The 16,323-nt window shown below is 61.0% G+C and carries 19 protein-coding genes; 14 read left to right on the plus strand and 5 right to left on the minus strand.

The window, feature by feature from the left end:
• The first annotated feature begins 5 nt into the window (after window positions 1-5).
• From APH44_RS13945 to APH44_RS13970, 6 genes are read left to right on the plus strand one after another with little or no spacing between them, the layout of a single operon-like run.
• Window positions 6-407, plus strand: coding sequence for a TIGR03750 family conjugal transfer protein (locus APH44_RS13945; protein ID WP_016488087.1), 402 nt, complete (start codon window positions 6-8; stop codon window positions 405-407).
• On the plus strand, window positions 404-1,042 hold the full coding sequence (locus APH44_RS13950) for a PFL_4703 family integrating conjugative element protein (RefSeq protein ID WP_016488088.1): 639 nt from the start codon (window positions 404-406) through the stop codon (window positions 1,040-1,042). The genes APH44_RS13945 and APH44_RS13950 overlap by 4 nt, the downstream gene beginning before the upstream one ends.
• Window positions 1,042-1,848, plus strand: coding sequence for a TIGR03749 family integrating conjugative element protein (locus APH44_RS13955; RefSeq protein ID WP_016488089.1), 807 nt, complete (start codon window positions 1,042-1,044; stop codon window positions 1,846-1,848). Before APH44_RS13950 ends, APH44_RS13955 begins: the two co-directional genes overlap by 1 nt.
• Window positions 1,838-3,346 (plus strand): TIGR03752 family integrating conjugative element protein, encoded by a 1,509-nt coding sequence (locus tag APH44_RS13960; RefSeq protein WP_016488090.1) that lies wholly within the window; start codon window positions 1,838-1,840, stop codon window positions 3,344-3,346. Before APH44_RS13955 ends, APH44_RS13960 begins: the two co-directional genes overlap by 11 nt.
• Window positions 3,309-3,728, plus strand: a complete 420-nt coding sequence (locus APH44_RS13965; RefSeq protein WP_016488091.1) for a TIGR03751 family conjugal transfer lipoprotein — start codon at window positions 3,309-3,311, stop codon at window positions 3,726-3,728. The genes APH44_RS13960 and APH44_RS13965 overlap by 38 nt, the downstream gene beginning before the upstream one ends.
• Window positions 3,728-6,472 carry a conjugative transfer ATPase gene (locus APH44_RS13970; RefSeq protein WP_016488092.1) on the plus strand — a complete coding sequence of 915 codons (2,745 nt, stop codon included), beginning with the start codon at window positions 3,728-3,730 and terminating at the stop codon, window positions 6,470-6,472. The genes APH44_RS13965 and APH44_RS13970 overlap by 1 nt, the downstream gene beginning before the upstream one ends.
• A gap of 39 nt (window positions 6,473-6,511) precedes the next feature.
• Here APH44_RS13970 and APH44_RS30375 read toward each other — a convergent pair whose 3' ends face one another.
• Both APH44_RS30375 and APH44_RS13980 read right to left on the minus strand, forming a co-directional pair.
• The gene (locus APH44_RS30375) at window positions 6,512-6,814 is read right to left on the minus strand and encodes a hypothetical protein (protein ID WP_016488093.1); all 303 of its coding nucleotides are present in this window, start codon (window positions 6,812-6,814) and stop codon (window positions 6,512-6,514) included.
• Between the two features lie 209 nt (window positions 6,815-7,023).
• Entirely contained in the window at window positions 7,024-7,560 is a 537-nt protein-coding gene (locus APH44_RS13980; RefSeq protein ID WP_016488094.1) for a chalcone isomerase family protein, read from the minus strand.
• A 317-nt stretch (window positions 7,561-7,877) separates the two neighbouring features.
• On the opposite strand from APH44_RS13980, the gene APH44_RS13985 reads away from it, so the two are divergent.
• Genes APH44_RS13985 through APH44_RS14000 form a run of 4 tightly spaced genes read left to right on the plus strand, consistent with a single transcriptional unit; the run spans window position 7,878 to window position 11,982 of the window.
• Complete coding sequence (locus tag APH44_RS13985) at window positions 7,878-8,777, plus strand: TIGR03756 family integrating conjugative element protein (RefSeq protein WP_016488095.1); 900 nt, start codon at window positions 7,878-7,880, stop codon at window positions 8,775-8,777.
• A complete protein-coding gene (locus tag APH44_RS13990) occupies window positions 8,777-10,132 on the plus strand; it encodes an integrating conjugative element protein (protein WP_016488096.1) in 1,356 nt (451 codons plus the stop codon). The genes APH44_RS13985 and APH44_RS13990 overlap by 1 nt, the downstream gene beginning before the upstream one ends.
• On the plus strand, window positions 10,129-10,434 hold the full coding sequence (locus APH44_RS13995; RefSeq protein WP_016488097.1) for a hypothetical protein: 306 nt from the start codon (window positions 10,129-10,131) through the stop codon (window positions 10,432-10,434). Before APH44_RS13990 ends, APH44_RS13995 begins: the two co-directional genes overlap by 4 nt.
• A 9-nt stretch (window positions 10,435-10,443) precedes the next feature.
• A complete protein-coding gene (locus APH44_RS14000; RefSeq protein WP_016488098.1) occupies window positions 10,444-11,982 on the plus strand; it encodes a conjugal transfer protein TraG N-terminal domain-containing protein in 1,539 nt (512 codons plus the stop codon).
• A gap of 4 nt (window positions 11,983-11,986) precedes the next feature.
• Here the strand turns inward: APH44_RS14000 and APH44_RS14005 are convergent, their stop codons facing one another.
• Window positions 11,987-12,346 carry a hypothetical protein gene (locus APH44_RS14005; protein ID WP_016488099.1) on the minus strand — a complete coding sequence of 120 codons (360 nt, stop codon included), beginning with the start codon at window positions 12,344-12,346 and terminating at the stop codon, window positions 11,987-11,989.
• Window positions 12,347-12,784: 438 nt separating this feature from the next.
• Between APH44_RS14005 and APH44_RS14010 the strand changes: the two genes are divergently transcribed.
• The 3 genes from APH44_RS14010 (at window position 12,785) to APH44_RS14015 (ending at window position 14,735) form a co-directional block, all read left to right on the plus strand.
• Window positions 12,785-13,087, plus strand: a complete 303-nt coding sequence (locus tag APH44_RS14010; protein WP_200867647.1) for a DUF3085 domain-containing protein — start codon at window positions 12,785-12,787, stop codon at window positions 13,085-13,087.
• Between the two features lie 115 nt (window positions 13,088-13,202).
• Window positions 13,203-13,712, plus strand: a complete 510-nt coding sequence (locus APH44_RS29750; RefSeq protein WP_139139547.1) for a hypothetical protein — start codon at window positions 13,203-13,205, stop codon at window positions 13,710-13,712.
• A gap of 84 nt (window positions 13,713-13,796) precedes the next feature.
• A complete protein-coding gene (locus tag APH44_RS14015; RefSeq protein ID WP_016488101.1) occupies window positions 13,797-14,735 on the plus strand; it encodes an ArdC family protein in 939 nt (312 codons plus the stop codon).
• An 86-nt stretch (window positions 14,736-14,821) separates the two neighbouring features.
• Here the strand turns inward: APH44_RS14015 and APH44_RS14020 are convergent, their stop codons facing one another.
• Together APH44_RS14020 and APH44_RS14025 are read right to left on the minus strand one after the other, a co-directional pair.
• A complete protein-coding gene (locus tag APH44_RS14020) occupies window positions 14,822-15,151 on the minus strand; it encodes a histone-like nucleoid-structuring protein, MvaT/MvaU family (protein WP_016488102.1) in 330 nt (109 codons plus the stop codon).
• 127 nt (window positions 15,152-15,278) lie between these two features.
• Window positions 15,279-15,473 (minus strand): hypothetical protein, encoded by a 195-nt coding sequence (locus tag APH44_RS14025; RefSeq protein WP_016488103.1) that lies wholly within the window; start codon window positions 15,471-15,473, stop codon window positions 15,279-15,281.
• A 222-nt stretch (window positions 15,474-15,695) separates the two neighbouring features.
• Between APH44_RS14025 and mobH the strand changes: the two genes are divergently transcribed.
• The coding region (gene mobH, locus APH44_RS14030; protein WP_177342476.1) for a MobH family relaxase at window positions 15,696-16,323 on the plus strand (628 nt) is incomplete at its 3' end.

Below are 16,323 nucleotides of genomic sequence, written 5' to 3' on the forward strand. Positions count from 1 at the left end.
TTGCCATGTCCGACGTCCCTGCCACTCTCCCAGACGGCACGCTGACCTTCCTGCCGGAACGCCTCAACCGCGACCCAGCCGTCCTGCGCGGCCTCACCAACGACGAGATGTGGGTCGCGCTGATCGTCGGTGCCGTACTAGGCCTGATTCTCGGCGCACCGCTGGCGGTGGCCACCGCCTCCATCGCCACCCTCCCCACCTGCATGTTCCTGTGCATGGCGCTGGTGCTGCTCGGTGGCGGCAAGTTGCTGCGCCGGGCCAAGCGTGCTCGTCCAGAAACTTGGCTGTACCGACGCCTGCAGTGGCAGCTGGCTGTGCACTGGGGCATCAGCAGTCACTACCTGATCCTACACTCCGGCCCGTGGACGGTCCGCCGTACGCGCCGACCTGCGAGGCCCACCCCATGAGCCGCTTCCGCAACAAGGTGGATGCGCAGCAGGCGCACATTCTCAGCCTGCGCCTGGCCGTGGCCGTGCTGGCGCTGCTGTGCACCGGACTCTGGTATGGCTGGCAGTCCGCACCATCCGAACTGACCATTCACGTACCACCGGACTTGCGCTCCGGCAGCACGCGCAAATGGTGGGATGTGCCGCCGGAAAACATCTACGCCTTTGCCCTGTACATCTTCGGCCAGCTTAACCGTTGGCCCACCGACGGCGAGGTCGACTACCACCGCGCGATCTTCGCCCTGCAGCCCTACCTGACACCCGCTTGCAAGACGTTTTTCGATGGCGACTTCGAGTACCGCAAGGCAGCCGGCGAACTACGTGGCCGCGTGCGCGGCGTGTACGAGGTGCTGGGTCGTGGCTACAGCGATGACCCCGACCTGCGGGTAAAGCAGCTGGATAAGCACAGCTGGCTGGTCAAGCTCGACCTCAATGCCGACGAGTACTACGCCGCCGAACCGGTGAAGCGCGTCGTCGTGCGCTATCCGCTACGCGTAGTGCGCTTCGACGTCGACCCCGAGCACAACAAATGGGGCCTGGCCCTGGACTGCTACGAAGGCACACCGCAGAAGCTGACGCTGCCTGGAGGTGCATGATGATGCGTTTCTTGATCTTGATGCTGGTGTCGGTGGCCGGGTGGTGTTCAGCCGCAGCCGCCGTCGAGGTCAAATACTGGGACCGCCTGCCGCTGGCCGTGCCGCTGACGGTGGGTCAGGAACGTATCCTGATGCTGGATGAGGATGTTCGCGTCGGGCTACCCAGCGCGATCACCAGCAAGCTGCGTGTGCAGTCAGTCGGCGGCACGGTGTACCTGCGTGCGTCGGAAGCCCTCCCTCCTACCCGCCTCCAATTGCAGTCGGTGAAGTCGGGGGACATCATCCTGATCGACATCGAAGCGCTCGAAGGTAATGAGTCGCTGGAGGCGGTCAAGATCGTTGCCCAGACTCAGGCCCCGGACGAGGAAACCGCGAAGGATGCAGCCCCCGCAGCGACGCCGGTACCGGTGGTGCTGACTCGCTACGCGGCGCAGAACCTCTATGCGCCGCTGCGCACCGTGGCGCCCTTGCCCGGTGTGCGTCGAGTCCCGCTGGACGAGTCCTCAGGGTTCAGCACACTGCTGCCGACCGAGCACGTATCCATAAAGGGGCTCGCCGCCTGGCGGCTGGGCGACTATTGGGTGACGGCGGTGAAGATCGTCAACCGTGGGTCGGCCAAGGTCAAGCTGGACCCGCGGCACCTGCAGGCCACGCTGTATGCCGCCACCTTCCAGCACGAATACCTGGGGCACGCTGGCACACCTGAAGACACCACCGTGGCGTACCTCGTCACCCGCGGCGGCGACCTGAGGCACGCGCTGTTGTTGCCACCGCCAGCGCCGGAGGCTGCCGATCATGAAAGCTAACGGTTTGCTGAAATGGCTGGTACCGGCGGTCCTGCTGGGAATTGTGCTGATCATCGGCAAATCCTGGGTGGCGGCGCCGGATGGTCAACCTGCCCATGATCCCGAAAACACCGCACTCAGCCCGGACCAGGCCAAGGCCCTCGGCATTGCTGGCGACACGCCGCGCGACACCGTGGCCACGCTGATTGGCCAGGTCAAGGCGATGCGCAGCGAGATGCTGTCACTGAAGAAAGGTAACGAGACGCTGCAGACCGAGAACAACCGCCTGCGCACGCGCGAAGGCAACATCGACAGCCGCATTCAGAGCACGCTGAGCAGTGTCACCCAGCAGGTCACCGAGCAGCGCCAACAGGCCAACGATGCCCGGCAGAAGGCCGAGCAACAGCACCGCGAGACCCAGGGTTTGCTGTCCCGGCTCAAGGACCAACTCACCAACAAGCCGCCCGCGAAGTCCGAAATACCTGTGGGCTTCGGTCTCGAGCCGGGTGACGAGCAACAATTCTCCGGGGCACAACTGCCGGCGGATGCGGTGCAGTGGATCGAGCCATCGAATGCCCGTGCCGGCCAGGAGGGCACCAGCAAAGCTGAGGGACCGTTGTCGTCGCTGACGTCGAAATTCAAAGACCTGCATGGCCTAGACAACAACGCGATTGACCGCGGCCAAGACCATCTCCGTGCCGTGGCTAAAGGCGAGCACGACCTGGAAGGCACTCAGGACCGGGCCGAGGGTGCCAAGCCCCTCTACACCATCCCGGAGAACTCGACCCTGATGGGCTCGATCGCTATGACCGCGCTGATTGGCCGCGTGCCGGTGGACGGCACGGTGAATGATCCCTACCCGTTCAAGGTACTGGTGGGACCGGACAACCTCACCGCCAACGGCATCGATCTACCGGACGTGGTCGGCGCGGTCATGAGCGGTACCGCGGCCGGCGACTGGACCTTGTCCTGCGTGCGCGGCCAGGTCGAGTCGCTCACCTTTGTCTTCAGCGACGGCACCGTCCGCACGGTGCCGCAGCCGCAGAAGGTGATCAGCCGCAACCGCGCCAGCACCCAGACCTCGGACACCGAAAAGATCCGCGGCGGCCTCGGCTACATCTCCGACCCTTACGGCATTCCCTGCATCGCCGGCGAGCGTCGCTCCAACGCCCAGCAGTACCTCGGCAGCCAGAGCCTGATCACCGCTGCCGGCGCTGGATTTGCAGCAGCGCTGGGCAGCGAACAGACCAACACCTCCTTCATCAACTCGGCCAGCGGCAGCTTGGGGCTGAGTCAGAACAGTGGCAACAGCGCACTGAACTCGGTCATCAGCGGTGGCATCGGCGACATTCGTGACTGGGTCAACAAGCTCTACGGCGAAGCGTTTGCCGCCATCTACGTCCCGCCGGGTGCCAAGGTGGCCTTGCACCTGGATCACGAAATCAGCATCGATTACGAACCCAAAGGCCGGAGAGTGAATCATGAAAGCCCACCCGTTTCGGTACTGGACCTGGATTAGCCTGCTGCTTTGCCTGCACCTGGCGGGCTGCACCACCAGCAAGGACGAAATGCTGCCCCACGGCGACCACACCATGCTGGATATTTGGAACAGCGGCGGCGCCGTCGGTACGCAGCAGCAGTTGCAGGAGGCCCGCGATGAGCTGCGCCGGCCAGTGCTTGATCCCGAGCGCCTGATCAAGGACCAGAGCGCCTACACCCGCACAGCCGCCAACGAGATCCGCGCCCAGTTCCCACGCCTGCCCAACCCTGATCTGGTGATGTACATCTACCCGCACCTGGCCGGTACCCAACAGACGCCCGTGCCCGGCTATTCGACCGTCTTCCCGTTGTACGAGAAGGTCCAGTATGCGCTGCCCGGCGAACGCTTGGACGATCTGTGATGGATGATGATGTAGATCGCACCCCGCCGCGCTGGAAGCCCTGGCGCGCGGCGCAGCGTCGGCGCGCAACACGTGCGGATGAGGCTGCACAGTATGCGCACAACCCCAGTTTCACCGACCACTTGCCCTGGGTCGAATACCTTGAGGAGGAGCAGTGCTTTCTGCTCGACGACAACCGCTCGGTCGGCGCCGTGTTCGAGTTGCAGCCGATCGGCACCGAGGGCCGTGAGCCGGAATGGCTGACGGCAGCGCGCGATGCGTTGGAAGATGCGCTGCAGGACAGCTTCGACGAGTTCGACCAGGCGCCATGGGTGGTGCAGTTCTTCTGCCAGGACGACAGTGACTTTTCCCCGTACCTGGAACGCTTGGAGCAATACGTTGCACCCCGAGCGACAGGCACACCCTTCACCGCTGCCTTCCTTGCTTTGATGCAGCACCACCTCGAAACCATTGCCAAACCGGTTGGGCTGTTTGACGACCCTGTCGTGTCGCACCTGCCCTGGCGCGGCAGCAATCGGCGGATTCGACTGGTGGTCTATCGCTGGCTCGGTGACCAGGCCGACGACGACGGGCAAAAACCCACTCAGCTGTTGGAAAGAACCTGTGACCGCCTGGTAGCGTCGTTGCAGGCCTGCGGCGTCAATCCTCGCCGGCTGACGGGGCGGGATTTCTATGCGTGGTTGCTGCCCTGGTTTAACCCGGCACCGACCCTCACCGGTGAAGCACCAGCAGCGTTCTATCGACGGGTGCCCTACCCGGAGACCGATGACGGCGAGGGCCTATCGCTGCCGTTCGACCATGCCTTTGCCGAGCGGCTGTTCTTCCAGGAGCCACACTCGGACAGCGAGCAGGGGCTGTGGTATTTCGATCAGCAGCCGCACGCGGTGATGGTAGTCGACAAGCTGCGCAGGCCGCCCCTTATCGGCCAGCTGACCGGCGAGACCCGCAAGGGTGAGGCGCTCAACGCCTTGTTCGACCAGTTGCCGGAGCAGGCCATCCTGAGCCTGACCTTGGTGATCACGCCCCAGGATGTGCTCGAGGAGCAGCTCAACCGCCTGGCGCGCAAAGCAATCGGCGAAAACCTGGCCTCGACCCAGACTCGCCAGGATGTGGAAGAGGCCCGCGCGCTGATCGGTCGCCAGCACAAGCTGTACCGCGGTACTTTGGCCTTGTACCTGCGCGGCGCCGATGAACAGCAATTGCGCCAGCGCTCGATCCAGGCAGCCAATGTACTGCTCGGCGCCGGCCTGCAACCGGTGCGCGAGGGCGATGAGGTGGCCGCGTGCAACAGCTACCTGCGCTGGCTGCCGATGGTCTACAACCCCGCACGGGATAAACGCAATTGGTACACCCGGCTCTTGTTTGCCCAGCATGTGGCCAACCTGCTGCCGCTGTGGGGACGCAGCATCGGTACCGGCAACCCGGGCATCACCTTTTTCAATCGGGGTGGCGCGCCACTATCGTTCGACCCGCTGTCACGCTTCGACCGTTCCATGAATGGTCACCTGCTGTTGTTCGGCCCGACTGGCGCCGGCAAGTCGGCCACCCTGGTCTCGATTCTGATGCAGATCATGGCGGTGTACCGGCCGCGGCTGTTCATCGTCGAAGCCGGCAACTCCTTTGGCCTGCAGGGCGACTACTTCGCCACCCTAGGTTTGACCGTCAATAAGGTCCAACTCAAACCGGGCAGCGGCTTGAGCCTGGCCCCTTTCGCCGATGCCCGCCGACTGATCGAACGCCCCGACCAGGTCGCCAGCCTGTCGACCGAGGTCCTGGATGAAGACGCTTCGGGCAGCGACGAGCAACGCGATGTGCTGGGCGAGCTGGAGATCACCGCCCGCCTGATGATCACCGGCGGCGAAGCCAAGGAAGAGGCGCGCCTCACCCGGGCAGACCGCAGCCTGATTCGCGAGTGCATTCTCGACGCCGCCAGGCACTGTGCGGCCAGCGATCAGCAGGTCATGACGCGCCATGTCCGTGATGCCCTTCGCACGGTAGCCAGCGACGCCCACCTGCCCGACAAACGTCGCGAGCGGGCCCAGGAAATGGCCGAGTCCATCGACCTGTTCTGCCAAGGTTTCGAGGGTGCGCTGTTTGACCGACCAGGCACCCCTTGGCCGGAAAGCGATGTCACCATCGTCGACCTCGCCACCTATGCCCGCGAGGGCTATGAAGCGCAGATGTCGATCAGCTACATCAGCTTGATGAACACCGTGAACAACCTTGCCGAACGCGACCAGTACCTCGGTCGTCCGATCATCATGGTCACGGACGAAGGCCACATCATCACCAAAAACCCGCTGCTGGCGCCCTTCGTGGTCAAGGGCACCAAGATGTGGCGCAAGCTGGGTGCCTGGTTCTGGCTGGCGACGCAGAACCTGGCCGACTTCCCCGATGCGGCGCAGACCATGCTCAACATGATCGAGTGGTGGATCTGCCTGAACATGCCGCCGGCAGAGATCGAAGAGATCGCGCGGTTCAAGAAGCTCACGCCGGCACAGAAGACTCTGCTGCTGTCGGCGAGCAAGGCCTCGGGCAAGTACACCGAGGGCGTGGTCTTGTCCAAGCAGCTGGAGACGCTGTTTCGCGCGGTACCACCAAGCCTGTACCTCGCCCTGGCCATGACCGAGCCCGAAGAAAAGGCTCAACGCTGGCGACTGATGGAAGAACAGCGCATCACTGAATTGGAAGCCGCCCTGAGCATCGCGGCGGAAATTGATCGGCGACGGGGTATAAAGCCGTAATCCAACAGCACGTGTCCTCAGCGGGGCGAACAAAGGCATTCAGCCTTGTTTTGATAGAGGGCTGTCTCCGGTGGAAGCATGTTCGAGGGATATCCGTCTGGCACGCCCAACGCCCCATGCCAACGCCCGCGTCATCGATTCGCCGGGTCGCGAGTCAAAAGCCTCCTCATGTACCGCCATGCCCTGTGGCGCGTATACGCCAATGAACATTTGCGTACTGCCGGTACGCGACAATCGCACCTGGACGTCGATAAAGGTTCCGTCGTCAAGGGTCTCGTCATGAGTGCGATGATGGAGCGTTTGATCCGCCCAATCCCAAAACACATCACCGCGAATTCTCATGTCGCCTCCTATAACTTTAGTTTTATACGGAGCGTGTAATGCCACGATAGCGAACGCCCCCCATTTCGCAACCGCCTATACCGGCCCTGAAAGGTACCGTCTGACAAGAGGTCAACGCCAGCTGCCATTTTCGAAATAAATCGCTAATCAACTGGTCATAATGCAACCCTTTGATTGTCCCCCATCGCGCCTTCGCATGTTCGGATTCGTTAATCGCCCAGCAACGCGCGCCGCAACTTTGGAAAGCGTGTTCTGCCATCTAGCCAGATGGAGAAGAACGCTCGGGCGAAGTCAGGGTCAAGCACCTCTCGGCTCAGTTGATCATTCACATAGAAACGACAACCGCGCCCAGGCAGGTACACCCCTATCAGCCGCTGTCCCGCCCGAACATCGCCAAACGCCCTGCGCATCTCAAAGCTCCATTTCGCCAATTGCTCTTCCTCAAGCTTGTCGCCGCCCAATCGGCGGAATTCGTCCTGAAGCATCTCGACAAGCGTGGCTCTGCTGACATCACGCAGGAACGTGACCTCCAGGGCCAAAGCGGTGTCTAGCGTCGGCTTAGGATGGCGGCTCCACAGACGAGCCTCATAGATAGTAAGGCCAAACCAGCGAAACTCGCCTGCCCCAATGGAGCGTGCTCCTGGGATATCATCAAATAGATCGGCGTCAGCCCCTGGCGCAGCAAGCAACAGCACGAGTGTCACCACCCGCAGGTTTCTAGACCAGTGTTCCAGGTGCGTGCCCATAGCAACCACGTCTTCTCCCCTTTCAGTAGTAAAGCTTATCCCTAAAACAGCTTGCCTTCGTTGCCCATGCCCCGAGGTTCGGACGTTACGCTGGCTTGAGAACCTGCAAAAACGATGCTTCGGCTCTCATTTAGTTGGTCCACCGCGTGAGTCAGACCTCAGACACTCAACCACGCCGTCGTCGTTACATCGATTAGGTGCTGGGTATAGCTATGAAAGACTCATTAGACAGATCGGTCTCTCTAGGTCGGCACTCCGGAGCACATCGCAGCAGCAGGCGCGGAAATGCCAAGCGGATATTTGCCGCATCTCTCACGATGTTCCTCACCGAACAATGCTTGGCACTGACCACCCCCGCCATCATTGCCTCGGTCGCGTCGCTGCAGTGTCTGGAGTACAGAATCGTCGGGATCTGCTATTGGCTACTGTGTACGCCGTTCGGCTGCACAGTGCGAACCTCACCCAAGGTCCGGCACTTCATTCCCGAGTTGGTGGTGTCGAGCTATTCCAACACCGGCAGTAACCCCTGGGGCGAGATGTCTGCCCTTTCGGTACCGACGCCCCTGTCGCAAGGCGGGGGCAACCTGATCACGCCCTCGTCGCAACGCGACAACCTGCCCCGTTTCAAGAATGTCGACGGCATCGGGCATCCCGGCGGCGCTGCCCTGACGGCCCTGGCCCAGAGTTTCGGCTTCGGCTATGCGTGTCCGAGCGGGGCGGTGCCGCTTGCGCCCTACTACCTGAGCACGCTCGATCCGCTGGCCTGGCGCCACGCCATCCCCGAGTCCGTTTACCCGCAGGCGCTGACTCCGGGCATGCGCGAGATCGGTAGCCAGGCCTTCGGCAACATGTGGGGTAGCGTCTACCCGCGGCAGGGATTCCTGGTACAACCCGATGACTTCAAGGCCGCCGCGGTGATGGCGCAGCGCGCCAGCGACTTCATCACCCGCGTTGGCCAGCCGCACGTCTACCTACCGTTGCAGCCGATGCCAGCGCCCGGATATTGGCCGCCGCAGCCGGTGATGGAGAACAACATCAACAACCACCGCTGGCAGTTGCTCACTCCGATGGTGCAGAGCACCTGCGCCATCTTCCCGAGCGCCACCCTCCAGAGTGCCGAGGGCGCCTACGCCTGGTCGCTGTGGCGCCCGTACAGGTGCTGCCAACGCATGGGACAGACCTTTCTGTTCAGCATCGACTTTGATGGAGGGCAGTGATGAACACCCTCTCGTTCGGGTTGGTATGTCTTTTCGTGTGCGCCGCTGGCCACGCCGCCGAGAGTGGCTACCACCTGGGCGACCAGGCACAGGTATTGGACGATCGGGTGATGTACACCATCGGTGGCGGATCGGCGGTGGGCGCGCCCTCCTCGCTCTACCGCCCCAGCGGACTCGGCGTAGGCCTGTCCTGGCGCGCGAACATGATGTGCGGAAACATGAACCTCTCCAACACCCTGCAGAACCAGCTCAATGGTGCCACGCAGGGTTTCCAACAAATCATGGGCAACGTCATCCAGAACGCCACCCAGGCGGTGATGTCGCTGCCGGCAATGATCATCCAGCGCGCCAATCCCGGGCTGTATGAGCTGCTGAGCAACGGCGTGCTCCAGGGGCGCATCGACTTCGACCGCTCCAAGCTCACCTGCCAGGCGATGGCGGCGAAGATGGCTGACAAGGTGGATCAGGCCGGTTGGGGAGCACTGGCACAGAACCAGGAAATGCAGCACAACCTGGAGCAGTCCGACGGTGATGCCGTGACCGCGGTGAAGGACACCGAATCCAACAACGGCAACAACGGTGTCAGCTGGGTCGGCGGGCAAAAGGCCGGCGGCTATGGCCAGGCGCCGATCCGAGTGACCTCGGACGTGGTCAAGGCGGGTTACAACCTACTGCACAACCGTTCGGTCGAGGACACCTCGGCCGTCGGCTCAAATTGTCAGAACGGCGCAATCTGCCAGGCCTGGGGGAGCCCCGACGAGGCCGCTGAGTGGGCCACACGTGTGCTCGGTGAGACCGAAGTGGAGACCTGTGATGACTGCGAGACGCTGCGCGTCAGCGCGGGTGCAGGTCTCACGCCATTGATCCAGGAAACCTACACCCAGCACCTTGAAGGCTTGCAGCGCATGTTGTCGGGCGCAGAGGAGCCCACGCCGGAGAACCTGGGCAAAGTCTCCAGCCCGTTGCTGCAGGTCTCCCGTGGGGTCATCGAGGGCCTGCGCGATGATCCCGACCAGAACCTGTTGGCCCGACGCCTGGCCAGCGAGACCGCGCTGTCGAGCGTGATCTACAAGGCGATGCTGCTGCAACGCACGCTGCTCGCCGGCAGCCACGAACCCAATGTGGCGTCGGCACAACCCGCTACCACTGCCCTCAACAGCAATGTCGAAACACTGGAGCGCGAGATCCGCTTGCTGCAAACCGAGTTGCAGGTGCGCCAAGCCCTGGCCACCAACACCGCCAGCCTGGTCCTTGATCGCCACGCCGGCGGCGCCGATGCCTCGCGCAGCATCGACCAGCGCGATCCGCAGCCAGACCGCCTACATCATGCGGAGCAAGGAAGGAGCACGCCATGATGCCGCGTTCTGTGAGGAGCACGGTTGCCCGAGTGCTGCTGATCTTCGGCTCAATGATCGTTACGTTGCTGGTTGCCTGGATGGCGCTGCAACTGAACGGCCCCCAAGTCGATTGGTTCGAGGATGCGCGGGGGAATACGCCCTACTTCGCCTACTGGCGAGCTCTGCTATACAGCCTGATCTTCGCCGGCTGGACCACAGCATTGCGCTCGCGGCCGTTACCTAAAGACCAGCAACGGCTCATGCGCTTGGGGCTGGTCGGCTTTGGCTCGATCGTCCTGGTCGAACTGTCACGAGTGTGAGGTGCAGTCATGAACATGAGCACCAACAGCTACCTCGAGTACTACCTGTCGCTGCTGGCGTGGATCATCAACAACGGGATCTGGAACACGCTGGCGGACACCGGACTCTTTGCCGCGCCGTTTGGCGCGATCATCTTGCAGGAATGGTTGTCGGCCCGCCAACAGGGCGCCGACGAGGGCAACAAGGGCTTGCTGTCGATCCCCCGCGTCGAGAACCGCCTGTGGATGAGCTACGTCGTCATCCTGTTTGGCTGCATGCCGTTTTTCCCGTTGAACCTCTCCTCCGTGACCTTCGACGATGCGGCGAGCCAGCGCTGTGGGGTGTCGATGGCCAAGCCCACAGACACGGCCTGGGGCATGACCTTCAACACCATTGGCGAAAAATCCGCCAACGTGCCGGTGTGGTGGTACCTGGTGCATGCCATGAGCAAAGGCATCACCGCTGCAGCGACTGCGTCCATCCCCTGCGCACCCGACATCCGCGCGATGCGCATGGAGATCGACAGCTCACGGATCAACGATCAAGTGCTGCTACAGGAAGTCGCCGATTTCACCCGCGACTGCTATGGCTATTCGCGCTCGCGGCTGTTTACTAACCGCCCCGAGCTGGACGAATCGCAGAGCTACGATGCGTCCTGGATTGGCTCGACTTACCTACTCGACACGCCGGGCTATTACGACACGGATCGCTCGCGCACGCCCCGGGTTGATTGGCCATATGACGAGACGCGAGACACCTCCCTGCCCCGGTTGGACAACGGTGCGGGCTACCCAACCTGCAAGCAGTGGTGGAGCGATGCCACGGTCGGCTTGCGCGACCGCCTGGTCGCCGAGGTCGATCCAAACCTGCTCACGCAATTGCGCGGTTGGCTGACCGGACACAGCTCCACCGAAATCGAAAACGCTACCCTGCGTGAACTGGTGAGCCCGCGCCAGCAGTCATTGAGCATGGCGCCTGGCCAGGTGTTCCAGGACTATGGCAGCAGTGCCCGAGGTGGATCGTTGACACAGGGGCTCAACAACCTGGCCACCAACACCGGCCTGGCCTTGGGCTCGTTCAGCAATTTCCCGGCGATGAATGCGCTGCGTGCGGCACTGCCAATGGTGCAGGCCTTCCTGATCATGGGCACGATCATCAGCCTGCCGCTGGTGCTGCTGATCAGCACCTATCAGCTCAAAGCGCTGATGACGATTACCTTCGCGCTGTTCACCCTACACATGCTGACGTTTTGGTGGGAGCTGGCCCGCTGGATCGACTCGAGCATGCTCGACACGCTGTATCACCAGGTCTCTGTCACGGACCAGGCGCTTTTAACATTACCAACGGCAGGGTTCATGGATGGGACGGTCACCGCACAGGTGATCGAGTACGTGATGGGGGCGATGTTTTTGGTGCTCCCGATGTTCTTTCTGGGAACCATGAGTTGGGCGGGGTACAACGTTGGCAGCAACGTCCAGAGCCTTCTTACTCAAGGTGCAGAGAGTGCCAAACTCCAAGCTGGGAAGGGAACATCACAAGTTGTTGGAAGCGTACAAAAGCTCAAGTAATCAGTTAACGAAGTGATCCGTGTTCGTCGTACATTTCTGGATACTTGAAACGATGCTGAGGATGGCTAACCTCGAATACATCGGGCTCATCATCACTCGCTTCAATAGGCTGCGCGGCAAACGCCCATAGGGCTACCATTCCGACCGCCAGGAAGAATGCAACTGATGCAACAGCAAGCAAAAGAATCACCTTAACAATCTGCATACCGAGCCGGCGATACCCAAACGGCACGCTCGCCAACATCGGTGAATGCAGCACGCTGGCTTCTAGCTGATTCACCAATCGACCCGCGCGAGTTGCGGCACGAATCAAATACTTGCCGAAAGAAGTCCGGTTGGAGTTTGAAGACGCTGGAGTCGCCATTTTCCTATCTCCATTTACTTCACCGCACGTGCGGTCAAACCGCTTTAAACAATTTGGATCCAAGCCTTAGCTTACTCCTCTCACGCAGTTTTCCATGACCGTTGATCACTTGGTTTACGCTGCTGATCACCAGTGGCACCGCATGGATTGACGCAGTACGCCCCCCTGAAAATCTTCATTGACGCAATGCCGGCCCGCTTGATACACCGGACATGCAAGCGCTGGAATTCCAGCACCCCAGGTGGCCTCAACCTTCAAGGCCACGTCACTCCCGTGACGGTTGTCCCAAGGGCGATTAGCGTTCGGTGGCTCGCCCGGTTACCGCTCCCGCGGTGATGAGCGCTCTTTTACATCGGCCTCACTGAGCCCTGCTCCGTTGAAGCTCCTTTTCCATTTCCGTGCTGGGAATTCTTCCCGCATGGGTGGCATTCCTCCGCACTGCCTGGAGGGGTCAAAGACCACGGTGTCTACCTCATGTCCGAGTTCGGCGAAAGCAAATCCGACGGAAGTAGCCGCAAACACATTGCCTACGCCATGGGTTGCAACCCTGACGTCGACGACTTTGACGCCTGGTGGAATCGCGCTCGCAGTGAATTCGGTGGCGACGATTTTGCCGAGTACTTCGACCTTGATGATCCCGTTCTGGAAAGCCTACGCGGCACCGACGGGGCATTGGTGATTGAGGCCACATCCACGCACCTGTACATCGCTGCTGAGATTGCCCTGCCCGGGAAATCCTGACTGCTCTGGAGACACATGCGATGTTCCAGGGAAGCACGAATTTGTGCCTCTCTGGGACATCGCTCCTTTCAATCTCCACGCCAACAACAGCGAGCGATTCATCTGAAGTTTTGGGATGGAAAAACTTCGCTGGAAGCGGCTGGAAACTCGACCTGCAAGGCAGGCTGGATTAGGCGTTGACCCCACGAGCAAGCGCGTTTTAATGCCTGGACACGCCAAGTTTTCAGTGAGCGCGGTGGCGATGGAACTTACCCGGGATGCTCCTGGAGGCCATCGCTGGATCAGCTCCCGGGAGGCACCAGTGTCCAGGAATAACCGCTCCTTACCTGCCATTGTCCTGAGCCCAGGGGTATGGCAATTCATCGCCGAGGTTGGTACGGCTACTGACACAGTTGAGCAATCAGGACAGCGCTTGCAGACCGTATTGGGCATCGCTCTGGCTTCGGTAGATCACCACTTGCGCCAATCGCTCGACTTGCTACTCGATCAAGCTTCCCAGAGTGAATCACGCTCCTCGGCGTCAGTCACTCAGTTTCAGGTAACTCACATCACGCCAGAAACCGGCCCTGTTTTTCTTCATATCAGGTTGCCACATGAGATCGGTGTGGACATCTCATCGGCCTGAACGCCCACCCTACCACTGTCCACTTACCCCACCGGGAACCCTTCCCGGCCGGGCAGCGTTCCCCTTCCTTGACTGGAGAACGCCATGTCCGATATCTACCTGGACGTCACCAACAAGATCGTCAACGCTCTGAATCAGGGGGTGATCCCGTGGATCAAACCCTGGACCACTTCAGGCTCAAGTGTTGACGCACCTTTCCCCATTAACGCGATTACCCGGCGCCCCTATGCCGGTATCAACATTCCACTGCTATGGGCCGAAGCGCGTCTGCGCGGGTACCGCCAGGATCGCTGGCTCACCTACAACCAGGCACGGAAAGCCGGTGGGCATGTGCGCAAGGGCGAACAATCGACCCTCGCAGTGCTGTACAAACCCATGAGCAAGGAAGCACACGACGAAGACGGCCAGGTCGTCCGTGATGAGCAAGGTAACGTCAAGATGGTGCAGTTCGCACTGCTACGAACGCATTGCCTGTTCAACATCGAGCAGACCGAGGGACTACCCAACGACGAGCAGTACCACGACGAGGGTAAAGATCCGATGGCATTCATCGATCATGCACCTGCCGAGCGTCTGTTGGCCGCCAGCGGCGCACGCATCGAACACCGCTACGGGGATGACGCGTTTTATCTACCGATCCGGGATCTCATTCAATTGCCCACCAAGGCCCAGTTCGTGGACGTCGGCAGCTACTACGCGACCGCGCTGCATGAGCTGACGCACTGGTCGGGTCACCACGCCCGCCTCAACCGGGAAGGCATCACAGGCGGACACGCATTCGGCTCTGCGGCGTACGCCTTCGAGGAGTTGGTCGCGGAGATGGGCGCAGCGTTTCTCTGCGCCCTCACCGGCACCCAGGGCGAGTTACGCCATGAGGAGTACCTGGCGTCCTGGTTGAAGATCCTCAAGGAGGATAAGCGAGCCATCTTCCGCGCCAGTGGGCTGGCCCGTGAGGCTTCCGAGTACCTGTTGGCGCTGCAGTTGGATCAGGCCAGCGAGACGACCGAACGGCTCACGGCGTGACTTTTCACTTCAAATAGAAAGGCCCCAACCGGGGCCTTTGTTTTGCCTGCAACGCCGACCATCGGCCGCTGCAATTGAGCAAGCGATTACTGCAGCCAGCTCTCGACGACATCCGAGCCGTGCTCCTGCTTCCACTGCTTGAGGATCTTGTGATTGCCGCCCTTGGTTTCGACGATCTCGCCGCTGTGCGGGTGCTTGTAGCGTTTGACCTCACGCGGCTTGCGCTGAGCGGCGGTGGAGCTGGAAGTACTCACGCTTGCGCCCTTGGACGGGTCGAGAATGGTGATGACCTGGCGCAGGTTCATGCCGTACTCGATTTCCTGCTTCAGGCCGGAATCGTTTTTCATCGCGTCCAGCTGTTGAAGTTGAGCAGCCAGTTGAGCTTCCAGTGCTTTGAATTCGGCAAGTTTGGACATGTGAAATCTTTCCTAGGGTTGGGGCATGTGCGGCGATATTACCTGAGGCACAACTACTAGCCGAGCGTTAACTGACTCTCCAGCTAACTTTTCATCCCTCAAAATGTGCACATATCCATGTGACTAATCAGTCCGGCAAGAACTGGCAAAGGTGCCCCACTAGTTCACGAGGTGCGGCACTGTTGCCGATCTTGAACAACATATCGCGCTGACTGCGTGGCAGCTGTTTCGCACAGCGCGTGGCGGCCGATCGAATGGCAGCATCGGTACCATGAATCCGGTCAGCCAGTAGCACGATCAAAATGGCATCGCTCAACGTCATCAGGCCACCTTCCTCGAAATAATGCCGGACAGTCTACCTCACAGGAAAAGGACAGGTCATTCCGGTACCACAGGTAACCCGATGCGCCAGGCTTCGAATTTTCGCGTTCGCGAAAAGGCTCAAGGCGTTAAAGGGTAACGGCGGCAATGGTAAGGGGGCACAAGGGTAAGAGGCCTATCCGAAAAGGCAAAAGGACCTTCTGAATACAAAGCAGGTAACCCGATGAAGCGCTGGTGGTTCAAGCATGAAAAAGGCAATGCTGCGGAGCCCATACTCGCTCCAGCGCCCGAGGGATTTCTCCTCCCACTACTCGCCGAATCCCTGCTCTGTGCCGACCACCGGAAAAAGTTGCTGCAGCGCATCTGGCAATACACGGCGCTCTCCGAGCCGCAGTTCAATCAGCTCTACCTTGACCCGATCCACCGCTACGCCAGCTATGTACAGCAACTCCCCGCCAGCGAAAGCCACCACCATGCCTATCCGGGCGGCATGCTGGACCATGGACTGGAACTGGTGGCCTGCAGTTTGAAGCTGCGCCAGTCGTACCTGCTACCCAGCGGCGCCGCACCGGAAGACCAGGCCGCCCAGGCCGACGCCTGGAGCGCGGCGATTGCCTACGGCGCCCTGCTTCACGACATTGGTAAGATTGCCGTCGACCTGCAGGTCGAGTATGAAAATGGTGAGGTGTGGCACCCCTGGCACGGTCCTCTGACCCTGCCCTACCGCTTTCGCTACGTAGCCGGCCGCGATTACAAGCTTCACGGCGCCGCCACCGGGCTGCTGTACACACAAGTTTTGACATCCCGTCAGCTTGACTGGCTCAGCAACTATCCAATCCTGTGGGGACACC

Source organism: Pseudomonas sp. NBRC 111143 (assembly GCF_001320965.1).
Classification (GTDB): domain Bacteria; phylum Pseudomonadota; class Gammaproteobacteria; order Pseudomonadales; family Pseudomonadaceae; genus Aquipseudomonas; species Aquipseudomonas machongensis.